Below are 21,324 nucleotides of genomic sequence, written 5' to 3'. Positions count from 1 at the left end.
AGCGCAGTCGCTGCCTGCAGCTAGGACTGCCAGTTCAATGAGGCGAGCCATTCAGGCGCAACAGGACGGTCACCGGACGCCGGAAAACCGACTGACTGAGGCCAATCGCGCAGCGCCTGCATATACACCAGCAACTCATTGAACTGTTCATCCGAGAGCGTGGTAGGCGCGTTGATTTCCTTTTGATCACGGTGTCGATCGCGAATCCCCATGACTGCCGACAGAGCACCATCCCGCCATGCCCGCTCCAGGGCAGCAGATTGCTCTGCCGTCAGGCTTGGGGCCGTGGCAATAGGCAGTCCATTTGCATCAGGCACGATCACCTTGCCGGCAGACTCATCGGAAAGCAGGGCATCTCGCATGCCCTCCGTGATCTGCTGTCCACCGTTGTCAACGAGCGAGAAAGCAAATCGAGCGTCAGCCTCAATCCATTTCGCGTAGATCATAGTTACTCCTTGATTCAGTTTCCGATAGCGAGCCATTTCATCGAGCCAGGGGCAGCCAGCACTGCTGCTGCTGTAAACCCGGTCGTAGAAGAGGATCGATATGATTGATATTGGCCCGCAACTGCCGCAGTGCTGTCGTAGTTGGCAGCGACCAGTGACAGATAGTGAAGGTTCGCCGGAAACTGCAAGGGAAACGTCACGCTCGTGGCGTTGGTCGTGCCCCACTGAATAACCAGGCCACCCAACCAGGATGGAAAAGCCACGAAACCACTCGGAGCAAGACTCATCGCGAAGCCAAACCGGAGTTTTTTCGAGGTAACGAACGACTCGTTGTCTACGCCAGCGACAACCTGTTCCTGAGTTGCAATCTTCGCTGTTCCTGGCCGAACCTCAGTGGCGGGAGCCACCAGTTGCGCCAGTGCCGAAATGTCGATGTTTGCCTGGTTGATCGGCGTGCTCCAAGCCTTGATACACCACATGACAGACAAGTTTCGCGGCCGAGTTTCGTTACCACCCGTTGCGCCTGTTACACCATCAACTTCATAAGCCCAGCAGTTATTGGCTGAGCCCGACTGAGGCATAAGCTGAGCTTTTGTCTTGATAGCATGCGTGTGACTTTTCAGCTCGTCAGCTTGATAGCTGCCGATTACTCGGCCAACATCCACCCCTCGTCCATGATCCCAGCCGCGCAAGAACTCCCCACGCGACTCAGGCAAACGGAAGTACCCGGCAGGCTCCGTACCATCATTGAACGTCGTTCCCAGATACGCGTAGAGATCCGGGTAAACCGCGATGCTTTGCACGCTATGGTCGGCCTCGAGAAAACCTGCCGGTACCGTGCCTTTCGGGAACGGCACCATAGAGCCAACAGGGAGCGACGACGCCTTCCTTACCAGCGCCTCGACCTCATCCTTGGTGTAGGCGTTGGTAATGCCATACTCAGCCAGCGTCGTGCGAACCTTCTCAGGCGGCAGCGAACTTTGAATGATCGTCCGGATGGCGATCAGCAATTGATCGTGAGCCGCCTCGGAGGGTTCAAGCCCACCGGCCTGGACAATACTCAGCAACTCGTCGGTAACCAGGTTCCCCCAGCTCGCCGGAATCAGCGAACCGGGAGCACCGGTAATCGGGTTGTCATCAACAAACTTGCCATTCGAAAGCCCGACACCGGGTACGCTTTTTGGATAATCCATTTACATCTCCTCTAACCATCACTGATATGCACCTTTTGCTTAATAAAAGGCGCGCTGTCTCGGGCATTTCTGTCCGAGAAAAAAGTACCGGCTCGTGGCCGGTTGTATTCGTTCATCAGGGAGTCACTCAGTAAGATCAGGCCGGAAGCAAGGGCCAGTCGATGGTTTCTGGATAACCTGGCTGCTCTGGCAGACGATTGAGTGCAACGCGATAGCGCTTCCACTCCTTGAGTTGCGCTACTTCGATCTGGGTGGCATCACCAAGATCCACTGCGTCCTGCAATGGAGCAATCCTCAGCCCGGCGACAGATAGCAGCTGACTCAGCTGATCCCTTGCTCGACCCAGCACTTCTTCTGGCGACTCTTTCGGCCTCTCCGGCATGACTTCCGAGTAGTTCTCAAACTCTGGATCCGGAAACAACTTGGAGTCATCGTTCAGATCAGCAATAGGTATATCTACGGCCCTGAAACCTGTTCCGTCCTTTCTGACTGCCCATCCGCTCATAGATTGTCCTCCCATCCCATGCACTGAAGAATTCCAGTTGTTGTCGTAGATCCATACATCACGGCAGTGCCCTCGATAAAAAGCTCGCCATGAATCGTTGTGACAGGACCACTTGCGTTGTAACCGCCTGCAATTGGAGCAGCGGTGAGATATGACGTACTCAGATACTGGTTGACCGCAGAGTTGAAAGCGGCACTTGGCGAGACGTTGATTTGGCCTGACGTGGTACCACCGGTCAGTTTGATCAGTGAGACACCAGGCGGAACAACCCCCGAAATTGAAGCAGCCACTGCTGGCGATGCGACTCCTGAGGCAATGGTGGGATAGGAGACGACGTTGGTTCCGGCAGTTACGATATAACCGACTCTGCGCCCTACTTGACTGAACTTAAGCGGATATTTGTTCGCCGTCGTGTCCGTACGAATCCATCCGACCCGGGCCTTGTGAGTGTAGCCTGATGGCAACGTCGGTGCAGTGGCACTAAGAGAAAGAAGCCCTGCTACCCCACTTGCGCTGCCCCAAATGACCCAGACACTGTACCAGTTGGATGCAGCTAGGACGCCACTATCCAAACCATTTGCACCCGCGATAGCAGAGTTGATGCTCAGGCTTACGGCGCCCAGACTTTTGAACGACGCGTCGTTACCCACAATCAATTGATCTGCCGCAACATTCACCAGCGAACTCAATCCCGACGCTGCAGCCGCCAACCCCTTGTGCGAACCAACAACCGCGAACTTCTGTGCACTCTGAACTTGAGCTGCCAGTGCCGCAACATCGATATTGCCCTGATTGACCGGAGAGCTCCAGGCCTTGATGCACCACATCACCGCTAGGTTACGCGGTCGAGTTTCTGATCCTGTACGCGGGGTACCACTCACATCATCAGTCACAGGGTCGCCAGTTGTCGCACGGTCGACAATTCCACTTCCACTCGAAGCGCCGCCGACGCCTGCACCATATGTTGCAAATGCGATACTTGAACTGAGTGGAGGGTGTCTATGCCCTTGCATTGCATCCAGCTGATAAGACCCTAATCCTCGCCCAGCATCCACCCCCCGCCCATGATCCCAACCACGCAGGAACTCCCCGCGCGATTCTGGAAGCCTGAAGTTTCCTGCTCCTTCATCCCCCTTGTTAAAGGTAGTCCCCAGATACGCCGCCAGATCCGGATAGGTCGCAACACTCTGCACACTGCCATCGACCTCAAGGAACCCATTCGGCACCACGCCCTTCGGAAACGCCATCATCGCCCCGACCGGCAACGCGGTGGCGTTCTTGAACAGCGCCTCGACCTCGGCCTTGGTATAGGCATCGGTAATCCCGTACGCCGCCAACGTCGTACGAATCTGCTCCGGCGGTAGCGAGCTCTGGATGATGGTCCGGATCGCCTTCAGCAACTGGTCGTGCTCGGCCTCCGCAGGCTCCAGCCCACCGGCCTGGACCACATTCAGCAATTCCTCGGTCACCGCATTCCCCCACACCGCCGGAATCAGCGACCCAGGCGAACCATTCACCGGGTTCTCATCGACAAACCTGCCATTGACCAACCCAACGCTGGGCGTGCTTTTTGGATAATCCACGTATCCGTCCTCTTCAGTCGTAATTGATGTGCACCAGCGTGTGCGCCGGGGCTGAGCGGTGAATCAGGCATTCCAGGGCGCTGCCCGGGTTGGCGCCGAAGCGCTCGCCCCAGTAGCTGGCGCCGAAACGACGGCCCATGAGCAGGCGACCGCCGGTGTTGAGCGTCCACATGAACTGCGCCGTCCAGGTACCGAAGCGCGCCCGGCCAAAGCGGGCACGGCCCATGCGCGGGGTCTGCTGTTCGGTAATGGTGGCGTTGGGATAACCCTGGCTGCGGGCGATATCCAGGAAGTAGCCGATGCTCTGGTCACCCACCGCCAGCAGGCGCCGACGCACCGCCAAACGGCGGTCGTCGAACAAGGGCTTGGGCCCCAGGCACGGGTCGGGCAGGTTCATCACCCGTTCCCAGTCCGGCACCAGTTCGCTGACGGTCACCGGGTCCACTTCGTTGAGCAGGTCCACCGCCCGGGCGTCGACCCGCGCCAGTTCCTGGGCGATACCCAGCAGCACCTGCTGGATCTCCGGCACCTGCTCCGGGTCCCAGGCGGGACCGGCCGGCAGCAGGCTGCGCAGTTGCTCCTGGTATTGTGCGGCAGTTCTTATTCCAGCCATACGCAGCCTCCGAAGGTCAGCAACTGGTTGGTGGCTGCTGGCACATCGGCGGACGGGCTGACCAGCAAATGGTCGTTCTCGCCCGTGGCGCTGCTGATGGATTCGGCGATATGGGTCAGCAACAGGGTCTCGCCGAGCCCGCCCTCGCGCTTGTGCAGGTCACGCAGTTGCGCTTCGACGGCGGCGCGGGTCGCCGAGGTGTCCGGCACCAGGCGCAGGGTGTAGGTCACCGGCACCCGCACTGGCGCCAGCACATGCAACTCGGCGGTCACCGGACGTAGCGGCTCGATATAGGCCTGGACCACCGCCAGTTGCGTGGCATCGGGAATCGGTACCGGGTCGTCGTCACGCATGACGAACAGGCCGACAGTGCCCGGCCCGAGGTAGTTACCACGGCACCAGGCACGGGTGATCCCCGGACACTCCAGCGCCCAGGTTTCATAGTCGGCGGCCGCCCCGCCATGGGGAATGATTCGATAGGAACGAATCACCCGCGAGCGCAGGGATTCCAGGCTCTCTGCCGCCACCCCACCGCTCAGCCCTGGGGCGAGTACCGTGAAGGTGTTGCCGATGCCCTGCACCGGCTGGACCGGGAACAGCGTCAGGCCGGCATCGGCATTGCCCAGGCTGCCGGCATCCAGCGCCTGGATCTGCGCGGTATTGCTACCGGCGCTGGTGGTGCCTCCCTGGGTCACCTTGTAGCTGCGGCCATCATTGCTCTGCAGCAGGGTGTCGACGTCCAGCACCGCACCGGCGGCAGCGGTGAAACTCACGCTGCCGGTGGCCGCCTGGGCGGCCTTGCGCGGTTGGTGCAGACGAAGCGCGGCAATGCGCTCCAGGGTGGATTCATCGGCGGTGTCGGGCAGGATCTGCTCGGCAATCCAGTCGAGGTATCCATACAGGCCAAAGGCCGCACCGCTGAGGGTGCGGGCCAGGACCTGGGCATCGGACTGGCGCAGCGCATCGCTGGCCAGGTCGCTTTGGGTGCGGTTGATCAGCACCGGCAGCGAAGGGGTTTCAAACGGCATAAGTCACCTGCCAACTGTGGTTCGGGTTGATATCCAGGCGCTCGCCGCCGGCCAGGGTCAGAACCGTGCGCAGGTTCAGCCGCTGGGCGTCGAGCCGTTCGGTTTGAATCTCGATGGCGCTGCAATGGCCGTCGTCGATCAGCCATTGCAAGGCTTCACGGGCATAGAACTCGGCGTCGAGCTGGGTCTGCGCGGTCAGCTTGACCCGCCGCAGCAGCCACAGCCGCGAGCCGATGCGGTCGTTGGCGACCATGGGGAAGCTGTCGCCCCACCAGCCGTAGCGCTCATCGTCGTCGATCGGGTCGTCGCTGTTGGCGCGCCGCCAGGTGAACAGGCTGATCAGTACCGAGCGGGTCAGCGCCGCCTTGAGGTTGTTGGAAACGAACATCAGGCACCTCCCGCCGGTGCGCCGGTCTGGCCACCACCTGGCTGAATGCCGCCGTGCACGTGGGTCATCTGGCTGATGCCGCCGGCGACCTGGTCGCCCTGGGAGACAATCTTGCCGGTCTGGGTCAGGGTCGGGCTGTCGAGGTTGATCGCGGTAGTGGCGCGGATGTTCAGGGTGCCGGTCTCGATGTCGATGATCCGGCCGCGCTTGAAGTGGATCCGGTCGCCTTCGTCGGTGTAGAGGGCGATCTCGCCAGGGGCGAGGTTCTGCAGGCGGTAGCGGCGGTCAGCGACCACCAGCACGATGCCATGGGAACGGTCGCCACCGAGAAAAGTGGCGATGCCTTCGGCGCCGGCCAGCGGGTTGCTGGTGAAACCGTAGGGTTCGAAGTGCTCCATGTCGTCGTTCACTTCGCCGGCGGTCAGGCGCATTTGCAGCGATTGCAGTTTGTTGGCCGAGTTGGCGAGCACGACGGTGCCGCGCGCCAGCAGGCGGGTCAGTAGGCTCATGAGGGTTTCCTTGGGCGAGCGGTGTGTCAGGAGAATCTGGAGAGGGGCTACCTGGCCTTGCTCTTGGCCTTCGTCGGCGTCGCCTCGAAGACCTCCGGCGGTGCCACTTCCAGGGTGGTGATCGAACCCTGCTCGGACAGCGAGTAGGTGATTTTGGAGATCAGCATGTCCTGGTCCACGTCCAGCACCGGGTCCTTCACCCGTACCAGCAGGTTGTGCCGCCACAGGTCGCCGTTGGTCTGTCGCCAGCCCTGCACGGTGTAGGTGGTGGCCAGGGCCTTGCCGGCACGGGTCGCCCGCTCCCAGTCGGCCCGTTGCTGGGCCAGTTCCGGGGTGAGCTGCACGCTTTCGCTGATCACCGTGACACGCTTGCGCAACGGACTGGTCTCGCTGGACACGCCGCTGACTTCGCTCACCGCGCTGCCGCTCTTCTGGTCGCTGCCCTTGTGCTGGCCGATCACTCGGTATTCGGAGAACACCGCGCTGTAGTCCCTCGCGGTGCTGGCCGAGAGAATGTTCTTGCCCAGTTCCAGCACATCGCTGGCACTCCCGGCGCTGCCGGGCTTGGCCAGCACCAGGTTGCCGTTCGCATCATCGGTGGAGAACACCCGATACAGGGTCAGCAGGCGGTCGATGGACTTGAACACCGTCTCCCCCGGCACGATGCTGTGGGTCTGCAGCTTGGTGGTTTCCGAAATCTCGCTACGCACGTTGACCTGGTAGGGCTTGGCGAGCGCCTCGACGATCGTCAGCAGGCCCTGCTGGCGCCATTGGCTCGGCCGGTTGATGGCCGCGCAGTCGACCAGGTCGCGGGTCAGCGAACTGCCCTCGATGGTCAGGCTGATCTGCTTGCCGTCATAGCTGATGGGCGCCTTGTAGACGTGCCCGGTAAGCACCAGGTCGCAACCGATCAGCACCTGGCAGCGGGCGCCGGCCTTGATCGGCACGGCCAGGGTCTGTCCCGGCCATTGCCAGGTGATGCCCAGCTTGAAGGTGCGGAACTGGCGCTCGAGATCGGCACTGATCTCGATGGCCTTCCAGCCTTCGTAGCTCAGGCCGTCGACCAACAGGACGACGGCGTTGTCGATATCGTTCATGGCTTACTCCCGGGAGATCTGCAACGGCGCCGGCGGGATAAAACCGGGGTGGGCAATCCGGTTGCGTTGCACCACTTCCCCGACCCGCGTGGCATCGCCGAAGTTCTTGTAGGCGACGACCAGCGCCGGCAGGTTGCTCTTGGGCACCAGGTCGATCAGCCGCACGCCGTTGGAAGCCACTGCGTTGAGATGCTGCACCAGTGCCTGGCGCACGGTATTGAGCGCCTGGTAATGCACCGAATCAGCCTTGAGCGCCGCCTGCCAGATCGCCTCGTTGAGGTTATCCCGCAGCGCCAGCACGTCATCGACCACCGGCACGTCGGCACGTTGCACCGGTTGCTGGGCCTGTTGCGCCAGGGACGGAGTGACCGCCAGTTTCACCGCCTGGGTCGCCGCCGGAATTACCGAGACGAGCTGGGCGATCTGCACCAGCATGGCATCCTGGATCAGGTTCACCGTAGCCTGGGAGGCTGCGGCGGTGTCCTTGCCGATCGCCAGTTGCGAGGCGTCGAGGGACTTGGCGTCCTCGACCTGCTTGGACAGGTCGGCGAGCATCCCGTGGTAACCCTGGACCGCAAAGTCCTTCAACCCGCGCACTTCGCCAACCAGCCCACGGACCTCGCCAACCAGTCCGCTGAACTCGGCCTTGACCTCGCTGAGCACGCCCTTGACCGCCGCGCTCACCTGATGGGGAAACTCCTTGACCGCACGGACCAGGGCATAGACGTTCGCATAGGTCTCGATCAGCGGCTGCAACTGCTGTTCGATCACCTGGTACGCCTGGGTAATGCCCTTGCGCAGGTTGTCCAGGCCGACCCGCGCCTGGTTGACCAGTTTCATCGCTTCATCGAAACGGCCCACCGAAGAGGTGAGCAGCTTGCTCGACGCCACCTGCAGTTGCTCCTGGGTGTTGACGACCGGCTTGGGAAATTGCAGCGGCTGGTCCGGGTAGAACTTCAGGTTGAAGGTCACCAGCCCGCCATCCTGGCGGGTCTGGGTCATGTCGCATTCGCCGACCTTGACCTGCATCCGCCCCAGCCACGGGTGGACCAGTTCACCGCTGCCCTCCTCCAGCGCCTTGAGCAGGTTGTCACGCTGCTCCAGGCAGTCGGCGCCAACGATGAAGGCGGTCAGGTCATGGATTTTCGCCTGCTGGCCAAGCCGTTCGAAGAACGGCTGGTCGCGTTGGGGATACTCATGCAACTGGCCTTTCTGGCCAACCGGGGTCTTCGCCTGGTCGACCCAGAACGGCACGCCGCGAAACGACGCCGGCAACAGACGATCACGCCAGTTAGTCGCCATAGGCACCTCCGAGGGAAAGCGAGCGGTAGCCGACGGCGGGCGTCAGGCTCAGGCCCGGTTGATTGGTTTGGGGTTGGTCGACACGCAGGCCCTGGGGTGCGTTTTCAAAGCGCACGGTCAGGCCGCCTTCGAGTTGGGTACGGTTGTTGGTGGCAGCTTGCCGGACGAGCAGGTTGGCGTTCTGCGTCAGGCCGCCGGCCAGCAAGGCATTGTTTCGCGAGGAACCAACGCCTGTGGCCGAAGGCTGACCAGCCGATTCATCGTCACCACCGAAGAATCGGCTGACGACTCCCACCACACCGCTGATCAGATCCTTGATTGGCTGGACGAACGGCTTCAGTTTTTCCAGCAGAGAGGAGAAGAACTTGGGCAATGCCTCAAACTTGACCCTCAACGTCTCCAGGGGATCGCCACCAAACAGCGTGCTCATGAAGTTGCGTATCGGCGCCGCCAAGGTTTCCAGGCTGCCCGCCAGACGCCCCATCAGCGAAGTCAAGCCGGCCCAGATTTCCTGCAGGCTCGATACCGGCGACCAGGCTTCGAAGACTGCCTTGAGGCTATTCCAGAACTGAAAGGCACCGTCTCGGAGACCATTCCATAGCTCTTCGAAGTAAGCCACGACACCGCCCCAAAGCCCACTCAGGTACTGCAGCGGCGACCAGGCATCGAAGGTCGCCTTGATACTCGCGATGAAGCGCACGACGCCATCGACGAGGCCACTCCAGAGCCCCGCGAAGAAGCTCTTGATACCACCCCAGATTCCTTTCAGGTACTCCAGTGGTGACAAACTGGTGAACCAGGTCTTGAGTTCACCCCACAGTTTGCCGGCACCCTGAATGATTTCCGCAGCTTTTTTGAGAAAGCCACTTTTGACGTCCGCCCAGGTCGCTGCCGACTTCACCTTGAGTTCGTCGAGAAACTCGCCGGTACTGGCGCTGGCCCTTTTCCAGACGCTGGCTATGCCTGCGCCCATCGCCCTGGAGCTTTCAAGGGTCCATGACGCAGCCTTGGTCATGAGCCGCGAGAACCCATTCATCAGGCCCACCAAGGGCTTCCACAGCAACATGATCGTTATCACAGCCCCGGCAACAGCGGCAGCGACCAGTCCAATGGGTGATGCCAACACCCCCAACACCGTCGCCAAACCGGCCGCAGTCGCGGCAATCACTGTAAAGGCCAACGCCCCGGCTGCCAGCGCCTGAACCAACGCCGGATTGTTGGCGACGAATTGACCGAAGCTGGTTGCCAGGGGGATCAGCGCAGTCACAATGCTATCGAACGCTGGCAATAGCGCCTGGCCGATTTTCAGCGTGATCTTGTCCAGTGCCTTTTCGAGCTTCGCCAGATGCTGCGCAGTCGTTTCCAAGGCTGCCTTGGGTGGTTTGGGCATCACGGGAGCCTTGTGTGCGGTCACTGCCTTGGGCACCACAGGCAGCTTGGGCGTGGTCGGCAGCTTCGGAACGGCTGGCAGTTTCGGCGCCTTACGCACTACAGCCGCCTGGGCCAGCCGATCCTGCTCCTTGATTGCCGCCTTGAGCCCTTTGGTGAAGGGCGTCAGCAAACCACCGCCCGTCAGGTTCAACTTGTCCAGCCCGCTTTCTTCAAGATCCTTCTTGAGCTTGCTGGCGTGGAGACGAAACCCCGTCTCCTTTTTCTCGTCTTCTTTGGCCATCACTCCACCTGCTGCATCGCATTGATCCGTTGCGCGTGCTCCAGGGACTCCCGGAGCACATCCAAGGGCCTTGCCATCATCTGTTCGGGGTCAACCTTCCAGAACCAGGCCAGGTCATAGGCGACCGCAATCAGTTCGCCGATGGCTGCGATGCCGCACTCATGAAAAAACCGGCCACCGCCCAGCTCAAGGTATTGAGGTCGGACAGATCCAGCTGGTTGACCGACGACGGCGGGATGCCGGCGCAGACCGCGATGTACTTGGCCGACACATCCATGTCGAGGCTGACCTCTTCGCTCTTGTCGATCTTGTACGGCAGCGCCTTGATCGCCCGCACTTCCTGCACCGTCGGACGGCGCAGGGTGAGTTCGTCGAGGGTCGCGCCGTGGGCTTCGATGGGCACCTGCAGCTTCATCGGCTCGCTCATTGCCAGGTCCCCTTGATGCCTTCGAATTTCAGTTCGATAGCCGCGTCATCGCCCTTGATGACCGGCTCCTCGACCAGGTAGGCACCGGCCAGGACGTAGACCTTGCCATTGCTGAATTCGCAGGTGACGGTCATGTCGGAACCGGCGATCAGTTGCTTGAGCGGGAAGTCCGCGGTGTGCAGCGCGGTGACCTTGAAGGAGGGCGCGATGTCGGTTTCCTTGTAGAAGCCCGGTACCACCGTTTCCCGCTTGACGGCCATCAGGGGCGCTTCGCAGCCGCCGTTGATGGTCAGTTGAGCGCCGTCCACTTTGACGTAGCAGGTGCCCGCAATCAGTTGACCCATGATGTATCTCCAAAAAATAAGCCCGCTCATGGCGGGCTGGAATGAAACCGTGAGGAAGACGCGGCTCAGGCCGCCGCGTCGTACTGCAGGCGGAACTGGTTGAGCAGCGCGAACACGCGCAGGCCGTTGACGTAGTCAGGCGGGAACAGCACGTTGACCCGGCTCGGGTCCTGGCTGTCGCGCTCGACGATCAGGTGCTCGGCGAACAGCTCGGCGTTTTCCACGTGGCCTTCCAGTTCGAGCTTGGCGTACTGGGCGATCAGCTCACCGCGAATGGTGCTCGGGGTGACGATCGGCTGGCCGGCGCCGAAGCGGGTGCCATCGGCGGCCAGCTTGTGGCGACCGTACTTGCTGGTGATCACGCTTTGCAGGCGGCGCACGATGAAGGCCGACTGGTGCATGGTTTCGCTGTCCAGGTAGGAGTTGTCCGCCTGACCGTAGGCGTTCTTCTGGTAGGTGGTGATCGCCCGCTGGATGCGCACGTAGCCGCCTTCGTAGTAGGCGGTGGCGACACCGTAGCTGAGCAGCGACTGGCGCTCGGTCAGGGTGAAGCGCTCGCTGGCCGCGGCCGGATCGATACCCGGCAGGCTGCCGCTCTGGGTTGGACGGCTGGCGTCGGCCGAGATGAACACCGAGGTGCGTGCAGCCAGTGCCGCGGCCTGGACCCACACCGGTTGTGGGACGCCCTGCTCCATCGCCAGGACAGTGACGTGCTGGTCGTTGCGGGCCTGGCCGGCAGCGACCAGCGTGCCGACAGTGCCACGCTTGGCGGTGTAGACATGCCCGAACAGCTGCTTGGACCAGGACCAGCGACCCACGCTGTCATCCATCGCCGCCTGCCAGGCGTTCAGCGAGGCCGCGTCGGACCATGGCTGGCAGATGAACTCGAACGGCTCGTCGCCCAGGGCCGCAAGGGCCGCGACCTGGTCCGGGATACCGGCGCCACCGGCCATCTTCGCGCTGACGATGGTCAGGCCGGCCGGGGTTTCCTCGCCGTTGCTCTTGCCCAGGCGATTGAACTGCAGACTGATGTCGTTACCGCTGTCACCGGTCCATTTGCAGCTCAGGGTGACGGTGCCATCAGTAGCCACGGCACTGACCGGCAGGTCGGCGGCGGCGTTCACTTGCAGCGCCAGGGTGGTGGCGACCTGGGCAGCGGTCTGGCCGCTGACCACGGCGGCCTGCACGCGGACACCGCCGACATACAGGTTGAGCACGCCGCTTTCGGTGGCGCTGCCGGTCAGTTTCAGGTCGGCCTTGGCGATGGCGCCGGTGGTGTTGCGCAGCGGCAGGCACCAGATCTCGCCGACCGGATCGGCCTTGCGCCAGGTGTCGTACATGGCGGCGAGCATCGAGCCCTGACCGCCGATGCTCTTGGCCAGAGCGACGCTGGAGACCAGCACCAGGCTGCCGACTTCCGCGCTGGTGGCGTTGTCGTTGACCTGGGCGACGATCAGTCGACGCAGGGTCGACGACGCGCTATTGGCCGCCGAATTGTCCATCTCGGCGTAGAACAGCGGAACACGCAGGTCCGATGGGATGTTGCTGAATCCGATAGCCATTATTGGGCTTCCTGTGGTTGTGCCGCTTGCACGGCGGAAAGGGTGATATCGCCATCGGCCTGGCGGCGGCGCCACCAGGCGCTGTCGGCCACTTCGCGACCGGCGGCCGGCAGCAGGTCGCCAGCCTCCGGGTCCGGTACGGCACGGCCGGCGGCCGGTACTACAGTGATGCGCTGGGTCATGGTTTTACGTTTCCTGAAAAGGCCAGCTCCAGGCGCCCGTCTGGGCCTGGGCGCTGCAGATTGGGGTCGGCGGGGTCGATGGCATCGACCCGCACCGTCACCCCGGTAAAGGACGGCAAGCCGTCCAGTTCACGCTCATGCCAGGTTTCCGCCGGGTCGGAGGCGCGGTTGCGCCCCAGTTGGAACTCGGCGAAGAAACGCAGGCGATAAAGCAAGCGGGTAGCGTTGATCGACACCAGCCGGCCGCCGCCATACTGGAGCGGCGTGTAGAAGGTGTCGGGCTTGAACCCCACCAACGCGCGCCAGAGTTCGGCACGCAGGGCGTGGAGTTGGTCGAAAGGGGCCTGGCCGTTGCTGGCGTCGAGCACCAGGGTCAGTTCCAGGCGATCGCGAATGGTCTGCCGGGAGACGTTCTGCGCGGTGTTCTCGGCGGCAAAATCGCAACGAACGGTGATGAACGCCGACGGGGTCGGCAGCGTGGTATTGCCTTGCAGCAGGTCCAGGTCGAGACCGGTGGAAATATGTTGGGCAAGGCTGGGGCATTCAGCACGCAGTTGCGTGATGATGGGGGTGATATTCATGGAAAGATTCCGGTTCGAATGGAAGGTCATGGCCGCAGGTGCGGCGAGTTACCCCTGATAGCAGGCACCACCCGGAGACCGGGCAGCGGGAATGGACGTCGCTAGCGGTCCAGGCAACTCGCGGAAATGCTGCAGCGGTAGCTGTTGGCGCGGTTGCCGCTGGCCGTGACCTTGTCGATGGACCAGCGACCCTGCATGAAGTCCGGCCAGCTGCTGTCCAACAGCACCAGTCCTTCAGCCGCCAGCGCCGGATTGCCCGGGCAGTCGATACGCAATTTCAGCGCTTCACGCTCCATGCGCCGCACCTCACCCTCACCCGCAGCCCGCGCCTCATCCTCGGATGGATAACGCTGGCGCAGTTTCTTGAAGGGCTTGGTGCCGGTCTCGACCACCCGCTCGCGCCCGGCCGCCGCATCCCACCAGGTGGTCTGGCAGCCCTGGTACTTGCCGCGGCTGCTGTCGTCGAGCGTCGCGGCAATGAAGGCCGGATCGCCCGGACGGTTGTCGCGGGTCACCGCCAGCGGTACATCCTCCAACTGTTTGCCGGACAACGACTTGACCTGCCCACGACGGGCCAGCACATACAACTCGTTCACCGGTTTGGTGACGGCGTCGAAGCGGCGGGCAATCCGTGTGAGAAAGCCCATGTCGGTTTCATTGGACTGATCCAGGTGCGTGATTCGAATCCCATCCAGCTCTGGTGCAACCCGTGGCGAAAAGCCGTGTCGGGAGGTCAGCTGTCGAAACAGCGCGCCCAGGGTGGTCGGGCCATGACTGACACTGCGCCGGGCCCTGAAACCGGTCTGGTCACTGACTTCGAACGGCGCCGCCGTGGCCAGTAGCGTCAGGCGCAGGGGAAACAACGTCGGCGTGCGCCGGGTGACAATGAACTCACCCTTGTCGACCAGTCCGGATTCGCGATAGCCGATCCGCAGTCCCACCTTGCCGCCCAGGCTGGGCAGGCCCGGCAGGTCCTCGATATCCAGGGTCAGCTTGAGCTGGTCGGACTCGATACCCGCGGCATCGGTGTATTCCCAATCGATCAGTCGCTCGTTGAGCAGCGCGGCGTTGGCGCCATACAACTGTACCTCGGGGGTAAATCCCAGGCTCATGGCATCCTCCTCAATCCCAGGCCGATACCGGCGCAGCACTCGGGGCTCGCGCCTCGACTTCCGGCAGGATCACCCAGACGCTCGCCGGCAATACGGCTCCGTATTCGGCAAGTTGCGGGTTGAGACGCCACAGCGCCTCCTCCACGACATCGTCGCAACGTCCCTGTTCGCGGTACAGCAAGAGATTCACCGAGTCACCGGCCAGGCTTCGCGCTCTACGCATTGACGAACTCCTTCAGATCCACCGTCCAGTCGACGATCATGGCCGTGCCGTCGTCGATGATCTGGCCCTGGGTCTCCGACACGCTGTCGACTCGCCAGAGCCCCCAATTGCGGCCAATACCATCGACCAGCGGCAAAGGCACGGCACGGGCCTGGAGGGCGCGCAATTGGTCAAGCCGCTCCATGCCGGCAGCGCCCATGGCCTTGCCGCCGATGGTCAGGCTTTCCAGTCCGGGACCGGTCTGGCTGGACTTCGGCTTGCTCTGCAGAATGTTCAGTTCGACCCAGCCGCCGGCGGTCTTGCGGACCAGGGTGCTGTAGGCGAAATCCCTGGACAGGCCAAAGATGAAATCGCCCAACGCCATCTGCTGTCGCATCAGTCACCTCCATCGGTCAGGGCCGTGCCACGCCTTGCAGCGAGGGGGTCGGCCATCATCATCGGCACGAATTGCGCCTGCATCTGTTGCATTACGGTATCGGCCAGCTGCCGGGCGGTAGCCTGGTCCAGGCCGTTGATCTGGATCACCGGGGCAAAGGTGACCTGGCGGTTGTCCGCCGGCTTGGCGGCCAGTTCACTGCCAACCGCACCTGGCGCCGGCAGGCGGTTGCCAGGAGCACTGATCCTGTCGCCCAACTGGTCACCCAGCCACGAGCCGACATCACTGCCGGCGATACCTCCGAGCACACCGCCCAAGGCCCCCCCGATGGCCGTGCCGACACCAGGAAAAATCAGCGTGCCGAGGGCCGCACCTGCCGAAGCGCCGGCGGAGGCGCCCGCCCAGCCGCCACCCGCCGCACCGAGGCCACTGACCATGGATCTGGCATCACCATCACGGAGCGCATCGAATACCTGCATGCCTGCATCCAGCAATCTCATGGGACCCGGCAGGCGGCCACGCATCGAACGGGCACCGGCCATGGGATGCGCCTGTGCCCTGGAGGGGCTTGCAGAGAGCGAGCGCGCCCCGGCGAAGCCCAGCGTCAATGATTGGTCCGCGACGAAACCCATTACGGTATCGCGCGACAAAGTCGATTCCGCTGGAGCTTCCGCCACCTTGGCCTGCCCTTTATCGTGGACCTCGACCTGCTTTATGCCCGGTGACTTCCCGGTCCTTCTCCGGTACGTTTGTCGACCATGGCGACCGTTGTTGCCACCCTTGTTCTGACCCCCCTGCCGACTTTCGATACGGGGCCTCGATGGCTTTTCGCTCGACGGCGGAGGATTGGAAGGTGGCGAGGGATCTGATGGCGCAAGCGGGTCAACCTTGCTCTTTTTGTCGGGTCGCAATTTGCCGAGAACCCGCCGATTGATCTCTGCCGCCGCGGTCTCCAAGCCATTTGCAAGCATCCCGCCCGCCAGCGCCTTGACCCCCGCTGCTGCCAAGGCAACGAGGGTGGCTGTAACGGCAACCGCCACCTTGGGCATGCTTTCGGCCAAACCGCTCAAGCCATTGATCAGGCTGCCCAGCGGCACCAGCACACTTTCGACCACGGGAGCAAAGGCATTGCCCAGCGTCGTCGAGAATCGATCCAGGCTCGCCGAGAACTGGCGCCAACCACCGGACAGGGAATCACCGCCATTTTCCGCAGCCTGGTTCAGGGCGCCCTTGTCACCCAGTACGGAACTCGCATAACGGTGCTTGTCGGCGACCTGGGCAAACGCTTCCTTCAACGGAGCCTGGTCTTTGAGCAACGGAAGAATGGCTTCGTCATTGCCGAACAGACTTTTTGCCAGGCTGCCGCGCCTGTCGACGGAAACCTTGTTCAAGGCCTCCAGCAGAGAGGCAATGGCGGCGGGCGCATCGCGCCTCATCAACTCGGACAACTCGGTGCGATTCAGCTTGAGTTCGGCAAACGCTGCCTGTTGCTCCGGGGAAGCCTGGGTATCCAGCGCAGTGCTGAACGTTTTCAAGGTTCCAGTTGCCTGCTCCTTGTTCATCCCGGCCTGCAGCAGCACGGCCGAAAACGCCGCCGTCTGTTCCGGCGGCAAGCCTATCGCGGCGGTCGCGCTACCCGCTTGCCGAACCACCGCGCCGATGTCGGTGGGCATGGCCCCGAACTTCTGCGCGAGCAGGCTGGACGCATCCGCCAAGTCCCGCACCTGCACCTGACTGAGTTTCAGATCGGTGCGCCACCCGGCCATGAGCTCTCCGGACTGCTCGGCATCGATACGAAACGCCGAGGCCATGAGCGCGGCATCATGCGTGAAACCGAGTATGGCTTCGCGTCGTTCCCCCGGATCGCTGAACTCCTTGCCGATGCCTGCGGTGACCGCTCCCCTCTCTATCCTGGCCAGGTCCACGGCATTGATGCCCCTGGCCGCCAATGGACGCTCGCTGGCCATCTTCAGGTTGGCTTGCAATAACGCTTCGCGCTCAGTGCGCTCAAGCTTCATCACCACGGCCAGATCGGCCATTGCCGTATCCAGAGAAACCGCCGACTGAAGCAGCCGGGGCGGTTTGCGCTCGTCACCTAACGCGGGCTTGCCCGCTCCAGTTGCCGGAGCCTGCAAGGCGCGCGACGTGGCCAGCGAAGTATTCAGCGACTCGATTGCCGCGCGCAGTTGCCGCTGTTCGACAGTCAGCAGCGCGATCTGGGTACCCAGTGACAGGTCGAGCGTGGCCCAGCCCTCGCTGACCTGGGTGGGCAGCCAGGCAATGCTATCTTGTGCCATCCGGCGCTACTCCTCTTTCAACCCCAGGCGTGCCACCGCTATGTCGTAGCGGCGCATGGCCTTTGCGGCGTCCCACTCGAGGATCTCCGCCTCGCTCGCCAGGTAGACGAGCGGCACGACATCGAGGATTACTTCGATGTCGCGCTCTGAAAGAAGGCCGCCGGTTTGTTTAAAAAATCGTCGATACGCACCTGCAACTGGGTCCAGTCGGGCACGGTGAGGTGAGCCAGGTCGGGAATCATCAGCCCGCTGCAATGAGCGGTGATGAACTCGGCGCGCTCCTTGGCCGTCTTCAGCGTCTTCATCACCTTGGTCGCCCTCAGCGCGGGCATTTCCAGGCTCAGCGAGCTGATGATGCGCCCCCCCAGGTCCAGCGGCTGCAGCAGTTGCACCTGGTCCGGGTCCGACTCCTGCACTTCAGCTGGAGCATCCTCGGCCTCGGCGCGCTGCTCCAGGAAATAGCGGGTGGGGCGCGTCGACATGTCGTGGACGTATTGGGCAATGCTCACGTAGTCCGGGCGCTTGAGCTGGTCGAGCACCTTGTCCGAAAGACCGGTCGCCAGCTTGGCCAGTTCGAAGAACTGATCGTCCTCATCGTCTCCGGCACGAGCCAGGGCTTCCTTCTGCGCGGCATAGAACAGCGGCTTGAGCTGGATCTGCTCGATCTGCGTACCGTCGTCGGCGGTGATGGGCGAAAGCAGGCGGTGCTTGGGGGGTATCCAGGACATGTAGTGAACTCCTTGAAGACGGATGGGGCCGTCGGCGACACCCTGGAAAGGGTCGGGACGGCCGATAAAAAACCGCGAAACGCGGCTCAGGGCATCAGCACGGCACGGCGGGCACTACCCAGGATGTCTACGCCGTTGAGCATGAACTTCTGCGTGCGCACATCGATGTCGATGACCGGCACGCCGTTTTCCAGGCGGTTGTAGGTGCGGCAGGAAAACTCGAGGGTGGTCTTGGGCTTTTCGCCCATCTTCACCAAGCCTTCCTCGAGGGATTTCAGCCGGCCACCGACGGTGTGGTAGATGAAGTAGGTGTTGCCATCCTGGTCCTGGCCGGCCTCGCGGACATTGAGCAGGATGTCATCGCCAACGGTTACGCCCAGAGCCAACATCAGTTCGGGGCCGGCGCCCTGCAGGATCAGCTTGGCCGACAGCGCCTTGGCGCTCTTGGCCATTTCCTCGGCGATGAAACGCCCGCCCTGCAGCGTTTCCATTTCGAATTCGATCTTCGGCGGAGTGAACTCCTCCACCGTGGCCGACAACGGCAGGCCTTGGAGGGTGGCCGCAATGGCCTGTCTTGCGCGGTTGGTAAACATTAGAGAACGTCCTCCAGGAACTGTTCGATGATTTCATCGCGGGCGTTGAGCTGGTAAACCATGTGCTCGTTGGGGGCGTAGCGGCCGTAGTCGATAACCACGAACCAGGTGCCATTCTTGTACTTCTCGACGCTGTTCAACTCGGGATGCAGGTAGACACTGCCACCCGGAATGGTCTCGTCGGCCACCTGGGTCTGCAGCCAGTCGTTGATGCGCTTGACCTCCTGCTCCATGAAGGACTTGGTGAGGTTGCGTGCCATGGCTTTCTGGCCGGCCTTGACCAACTTGCGGCTGATGGCATCTTCCAGGCCGACGTAGCTGATGAACTTGCCGGTGACCGAGCGGTTGCCCAGCAACGAGAAGCCACCGAGTACGGTGCGGGCGTAATAGCTGACGCCGTAGCGGTTGAGCAGGTCGCCCTCGGTGGAGGTGTCGAGGATGTTGTATTCGACAACGCGGGACACGTCTTCGGCGAAGGTCACTTGGTTGCCCGGGCTTTCCCATTGCTTGACCTTGGCCAGTGCGGCGATGGCCAGGCTCGACGGTGCCAGGAACACGTTCTTCTTCGCCGCCTTGGAATAGATGGCCGGCAGGTTGTGCACCAGCAGGCAACGGTCGAAACCCAGTTCGGCGCCGCCCAGTTCCTTGCTGTAGTTGACCTGGTCAGCGACCGAGGCGTCCTTGCCATCGAGCACCACGCGGGCCTTGATGCGCTTGCCGAAGGCGGCGAACTCGCCGGCAACGGCCTTGGTGCCGGTGAAGCCCGGCGCACCGATGATGGTCAGGTCTTCCGGGACGCTGCCCAGGGCCGCCAGGCCCAGCTTGCGGCCGGTGGTCGGATCTTCACCGCCGATCACGTTGTTCAGGGTATCGGCGGGGGTCGCGCCCTCTTCGACGATGACCACGTAGACCGGCACCTTGACCACCTTGAGGATCTGGTACACCGCCTGGAACAGGGTCCCGGCTTCGGCCCCGGTAGGGTCCAGCCGGGCCTGGGTGGTGAAGCTGTTCAGGCGCAGCGGGGTGTTGCGCGGCAGCAGGGCACTGGCGTTCGGTGCGGTACCGACCAGGCCGATGACGTTGTCGCCCAGGCCACCCATGGCCTCCGGCGATTCGGTGGCATTGACGGTAATGCCGTTGTGCTCGAAGTTCAAAACCTCAGCCATGGTTATTCTACCTTCCTGGTGATGGCCTTCTTGGCCGGGTTGGTGTTCGGGGCCAGGACGCTGGACAGTTCCAGGCGTCCCGCGCTACGCAGCGCGCTGGCCTCGACATCGAGCAGTTCAAGCTCCTGGCCGACGCTCGACCAGTGCCCGCCCCCGATGGGGAATGGCACGATGACGGTGTATTTCTGGCGGTTGGACATTTGCGAATTTCTCCAGACGCAAAAACACGAAAGCCCCGGGTAGGGGCTGTGTGCAGGCGAAAAAAAAAACCGCTTTCGCGGTGATGGGTCAGCTACGGTCCGACAACGGATAAAGCGCCTTGATCTCGGCGACCTTGTCGCGCCAGGCCTTTTCCTTCTCGGGGTTTTGATCGTATTGCCATTCGAGGAACAGAGGATCGGCCTCGCTGACGTAAAGGGCTCGGCGTGCGGCAACCAGGCTTTCCAGCTTTTCCGCTCGTTCGTTTTCCCGGCAGATCTCATCGGCGCGCTCGGCACTCATGCCCAATGCAACCAATGTAGAACGATCGGCTGGCACGTTGATGAGGGTTTCGCCAGAAGCGACCAGGAGTTTCTTGATAAAACCGGACATAGTCAGGCCCCCTTCACGGTGTAGCGTTTGTCGTTGTCATTGGTATAGGCAAGGCGGCTTTCAGGATAAGCAGTGCCCATTTCCGGCGCATTGATGGAAAAAGGCTTGACCGTCCAGGACATTTCCCAGGGAGTGGCCGTTGCCGGCTGTTCGGCACGGCTGATTTCGACCTCCTTATCCAGTCGGCTGTACTTGAGTTCTTCCGGAAAGTTCCTGATTACCTTGTAAGAGAGCCCGCCGCGCAAATAGCAACCGGAGTCTTGCGCCGAATTGACCAAGGAGCCAGGCTGAACACCTGCATACAATGGATACTTGCCCGTCACCGGCCGGGCAAAGGACAACATGCCAAGCTCCACACGACGCACCGTTTCACGGTAGGTTTGCGATACCCGTTTTACGGAGATGAAGTTGGCATCACCATGCCAAATATAGCCACAGCCCTCCAGTTCTAGGTTCAAACCGGCAATATGGACCTCTGCATTATTTTTGAACGGATTGAGATCAGCATCCCGATAGTAGATGCGCGAGATGTTAACTTCCGAAATACCCTGCTCGTTACCCGGCATCCGCCACCAGACCGGATACATCATGTCCGTCGGCAGCCCCGTCAAGTCAATGACTTGGGTATAGGACTCCTTGCCATTGATGTCCTTCGCCTTCACCGAATTGCGCCAATTGGTAAACTGGTCGAGTGCGACATCCATACGCGCGTCGATCTTGCCGATCTGATTGGTCACCGTCTCGGTCAGTTTGTTACACGCATCTACAACCTTAGTAATCGTTGTTTCAATTCCCATTATCAACCC

General features: G+C 62.0%; 26 protein-coding genes. All 26 read right to left on the bottom strand.

What is annotated here, in order from left to right; all coding sequences use genetic code 11:
• Window positions 1–20: 20 nt before the first annotated feature.
• The gene (locus tag AC6I6U_RS11105) at window positions 21–446 is read right to left on the bottom strand and encodes a phage tail assembly chaperone (protein ID WP_497881990.1); all 426 of its coding nucleotides are present in this window, start codon (window positions 444–446) and stop codon (window positions 21–23) included.
• A 14-nt stretch (window positions 447–460) separates the two neighbouring features.
• Entirely contained in the window at window positions 461–1,639 is a 1,179-nt protein-coding gene (locus AC6I6U_RS11100) for a phage tail protein (RefSeq protein ID WP_497881989.1), read from the bottom strand.
• Between the two features lie 136 nt (window positions 1,640–1,775).
• A complete protein-coding gene (locus AC6I6U_RS11095; protein ID WP_497881988.1) occupies window positions 1,776–2,144 on the bottom strand; it encodes a tail fiber assembly protein in 369 nt (122 codons plus the stop codon).
• Window positions 2,141–3,727, bottom strand: a complete 1,587-nt coding sequence (locus AC6I6U_RS11090; RefSeq protein WP_497881987.1) for a phage tail protein — start codon at window positions 3,725–3,727, stop codon at window positions 2,141–2,143. The genes AC6I6U_RS11095 and AC6I6U_RS11090 overlap by 4 nt, the downstream gene beginning before the upstream one ends.
• Window positions 3,728–3,740: 13 nt before the next feature.
• Window positions 3,741–4,340 carry a YmfQ family protein gene (locus tag AC6I6U_RS11085; RefSeq protein WP_497881986.1) on the bottom strand — a complete coding sequence of 200 codons (600 nt, stop codon included), beginning with the start codon at window positions 4,338–4,340 and terminating at the stop codon, window positions 3,741–3,743.
• Window positions 4,328–5,368 (bottom strand): baseplate J/gp47 family protein, encoded by a 1,041-nt coding sequence (locus AC6I6U_RS11080; protein ID WP_497881985.1) that lies wholly within the window; start codon window positions 5,366–5,368, stop codon window positions 4,328–4,330. The genes AC6I6U_RS11085 and AC6I6U_RS11080 overlap by 13 nt, the downstream gene beginning before the upstream one ends.
• Complete coding sequence (locus tag AC6I6U_RS11075) at window positions 5,358–5,756, bottom strand: phage GP46 family protein (RefSeq protein ID WP_010451253.1); 399 nt, start codon at window positions 5,754–5,756, stop codon at window positions 5,358–5,360. The genes AC6I6U_RS11080 and AC6I6U_RS11075 overlap by 11 nt, the downstream gene beginning before the upstream one ends.
• Complete coding sequence (locus AC6I6U_RS11070) at window positions 5,756–6,265, bottom strand: phage baseplate assembly protein V (RefSeq protein WP_497881984.1); 510 nt, start codon at window positions 6,263–6,265, stop codon at window positions 5,756–5,758. Before AC6I6U_RS11070 ends, AC6I6U_RS11075 begins: the two co-directional genes overlap by 1 nt.
• Window positions 6,266–6,312: 47 nt before the next feature.
• Window positions 6,313–7,362, bottom strand: a complete 1,050-nt coding sequence (locus AC6I6U_RS11065; protein WP_497881983.1) for a phage baseplate assembly protein — start codon at window positions 7,360–7,362, stop codon at window positions 6,313–6,315.
• A 3-nt stretch (window positions 7,363–7,365) separates the two neighbouring features.
• Window positions 7,366–8,664 (bottom strand): DNA circularization protein, encoded by a 1,299-nt coding sequence (locus tag AC6I6U_RS11060; RefSeq protein ID WP_497881982.1) that lies wholly within the window; start codon window positions 8,662–8,664, stop codon window positions 7,366–7,368.
• Window positions 8,654–10,336: a hypothetical protein gene (locus AC6I6U_RS11055; RefSeq protein WP_497881981.1), complete on the bottom strand. Its 1,683-nt coding sequence runs from the start codon at window positions 10,334–10,336 to the stop codon at window positions 8,654–8,656. The genes AC6I6U_RS11060 and AC6I6U_RS11055 overlap by 11 nt, the downstream gene beginning before the upstream one ends.
• A gap of 130 nt (window positions 10,337–10,466) precedes the next feature.
• On the bottom strand, window positions 10,467–10,763 hold the full coding sequence (locus tag AC6I6U_RS11050; protein WP_497881980.1) for a phage tail assembly protein: 297 nt from the start codon (window positions 10,761–10,763) through the stop codon (window positions 10,467–10,469).
• A complete protein-coding gene (locus AC6I6U_RS11045; RefSeq protein WP_010451233.1) occupies window positions 10,760–11,107 on the bottom strand; it encodes a phage tail tube protein in 348 nt (115 codons plus the stop codon). Before AC6I6U_RS11045 ends, AC6I6U_RS11050 begins: the two co-directional genes overlap by 4 nt.
• Before the next feature lie 65 nt (window positions 11,108–11,172).
• Entirely contained in the window at window positions 11,173–12,669 is a 1,497-nt protein-coding gene (locus tag AC6I6U_RS11040; RefSeq protein WP_497881979.1) for a phage tail sheath subtilisin-like domain-containing protein, read from the bottom strand.
• Window positions 12,669–12,851 (bottom strand): DUF2635 domain-containing protein, encoded by a 183-nt coding sequence (locus tag AC6I6U_RS11035; RefSeq protein ID WP_054056811.1) that lies wholly within the window; start codon window positions 12,849–12,851, stop codon window positions 12,669–12,671. Before AC6I6U_RS11035 ends, AC6I6U_RS11040 begins: the two co-directional genes overlap by 1 nt.
• Entirely contained in the window at window positions 12,848–13,432 is a 585-nt protein-coding gene (locus AC6I6U_RS11030; RefSeq protein ID WP_497881978.1) for a phage tail terminator protein, read from the bottom strand. Before AC6I6U_RS11030 ends, AC6I6U_RS11035 begins: the two co-directional genes overlap by 4 nt.
• A gap of 101 nt (window positions 13,433–13,533) precedes the next feature.
• Window positions 13,534–14,544 (bottom strand): phage late control D family protein, encoded by a 1,011-nt coding sequence (locus tag AC6I6U_RS11025; protein WP_497881977.1) that lies wholly within the window; start codon window positions 14,542–14,544, stop codon window positions 13,534–13,536.
• Window positions 14,545–14,554: 10 nt separating this feature from the next.
• Window positions 14,555–14,767, bottom strand: coding sequence for a tail protein X (locus AC6I6U_RS11020; RefSeq protein ID WP_497881976.1), 213 nt, complete (start codon window positions 14,765–14,767; stop codon window positions 14,555–14,557).
• Window positions 14,760–15,143, bottom strand: coding sequence for a phage tail protein (locus AC6I6U_RS11015; protein WP_497881975.1), 384 nt, complete (start codon window positions 15,141–15,143; stop codon window positions 14,760–14,762). Before AC6I6U_RS11015 ends, AC6I6U_RS11020 begins: the two co-directional genes overlap by 8 nt.
• A complete protein-coding gene (locus AC6I6U_RS11010) occupies window positions 15,143–17,440 on the bottom strand; it encodes a phage tail tape measure protein (RefSeq protein ID WP_497881974.1) in 2,298 nt (765 codons plus the stop codon). Before AC6I6U_RS11010 ends, AC6I6U_RS11015 begins: the two co-directional genes overlap by 1 nt.
• Window positions 17,441–17,568: 128 nt before the next feature.
• Window positions 17,569–18,168, bottom strand: a complete 600-nt coding sequence (locus AC6I6U_RS11005) for a phage tail assembly protein (protein WP_497881973.1) — start codon at window positions 18,166–18,168, stop codon at window positions 17,569–17,571.
• 86 nt (window positions 18,169–18,254) lie between these two features.
• Window positions 18,255–18,761, bottom strand: coding sequence for a phage major tail tube protein (locus tag AC6I6U_RS11000; RefSeq protein WP_497881972.1), 507 nt, complete (start codon window positions 18,759–18,761; stop codon window positions 18,255–18,257).
• Window positions 18,761–19,927, bottom strand: coding sequence for a phage tail sheath protein (locus AC6I6U_RS10995; RefSeq protein WP_497881971.1), 1,167 nt, complete (start codon window positions 19,925–19,927; stop codon window positions 18,761–18,763). Before AC6I6U_RS10995 ends, AC6I6U_RS11000 begins: the two co-directional genes overlap by 1 nt.
• A gap of 2 nt (window positions 19,928–19,929) precedes the next feature.
• A complete protein-coding gene (locus tag AC6I6U_RS10990) occupies window positions 19,930–20,127 on the bottom strand; it encodes a hypothetical protein (RefSeq protein ID WP_497881970.1) in 198 nt (65 codons plus the stop codon).
• An 88-nt stretch (window positions 20,128–20,215) separates the two neighbouring features.
• Window positions 20,216–20,518, bottom strand: a complete 303-nt coding sequence (locus AC6I6U_RS10985; protein WP_497881969.1) for a hypothetical protein — start codon at window positions 20,516–20,518, stop codon at window positions 20,216–20,218.
• Between the two features lie 2 nt (window positions 20,519–20,520).
• Window positions 20,521–21,315, bottom strand: a complete 795-nt coding sequence (locus AC6I6U_RS10980) for a phage tail protein (protein WP_497881968.1) — start codon at window positions 21,313–21,315, stop codon at window positions 20,521–20,523.
• Window positions 21,316–21,324 lie beyond the last annotated feature (9 nt).

It is taken from the genome of Pseudomonas sp. UTLPPB19802, from assembly GCF_059730225.1.
The sequence above is the reverse complement of the archived record's forward strand: the minus strand, read 5'-3'. Positions and strand labels throughout refer to the sequence as shown.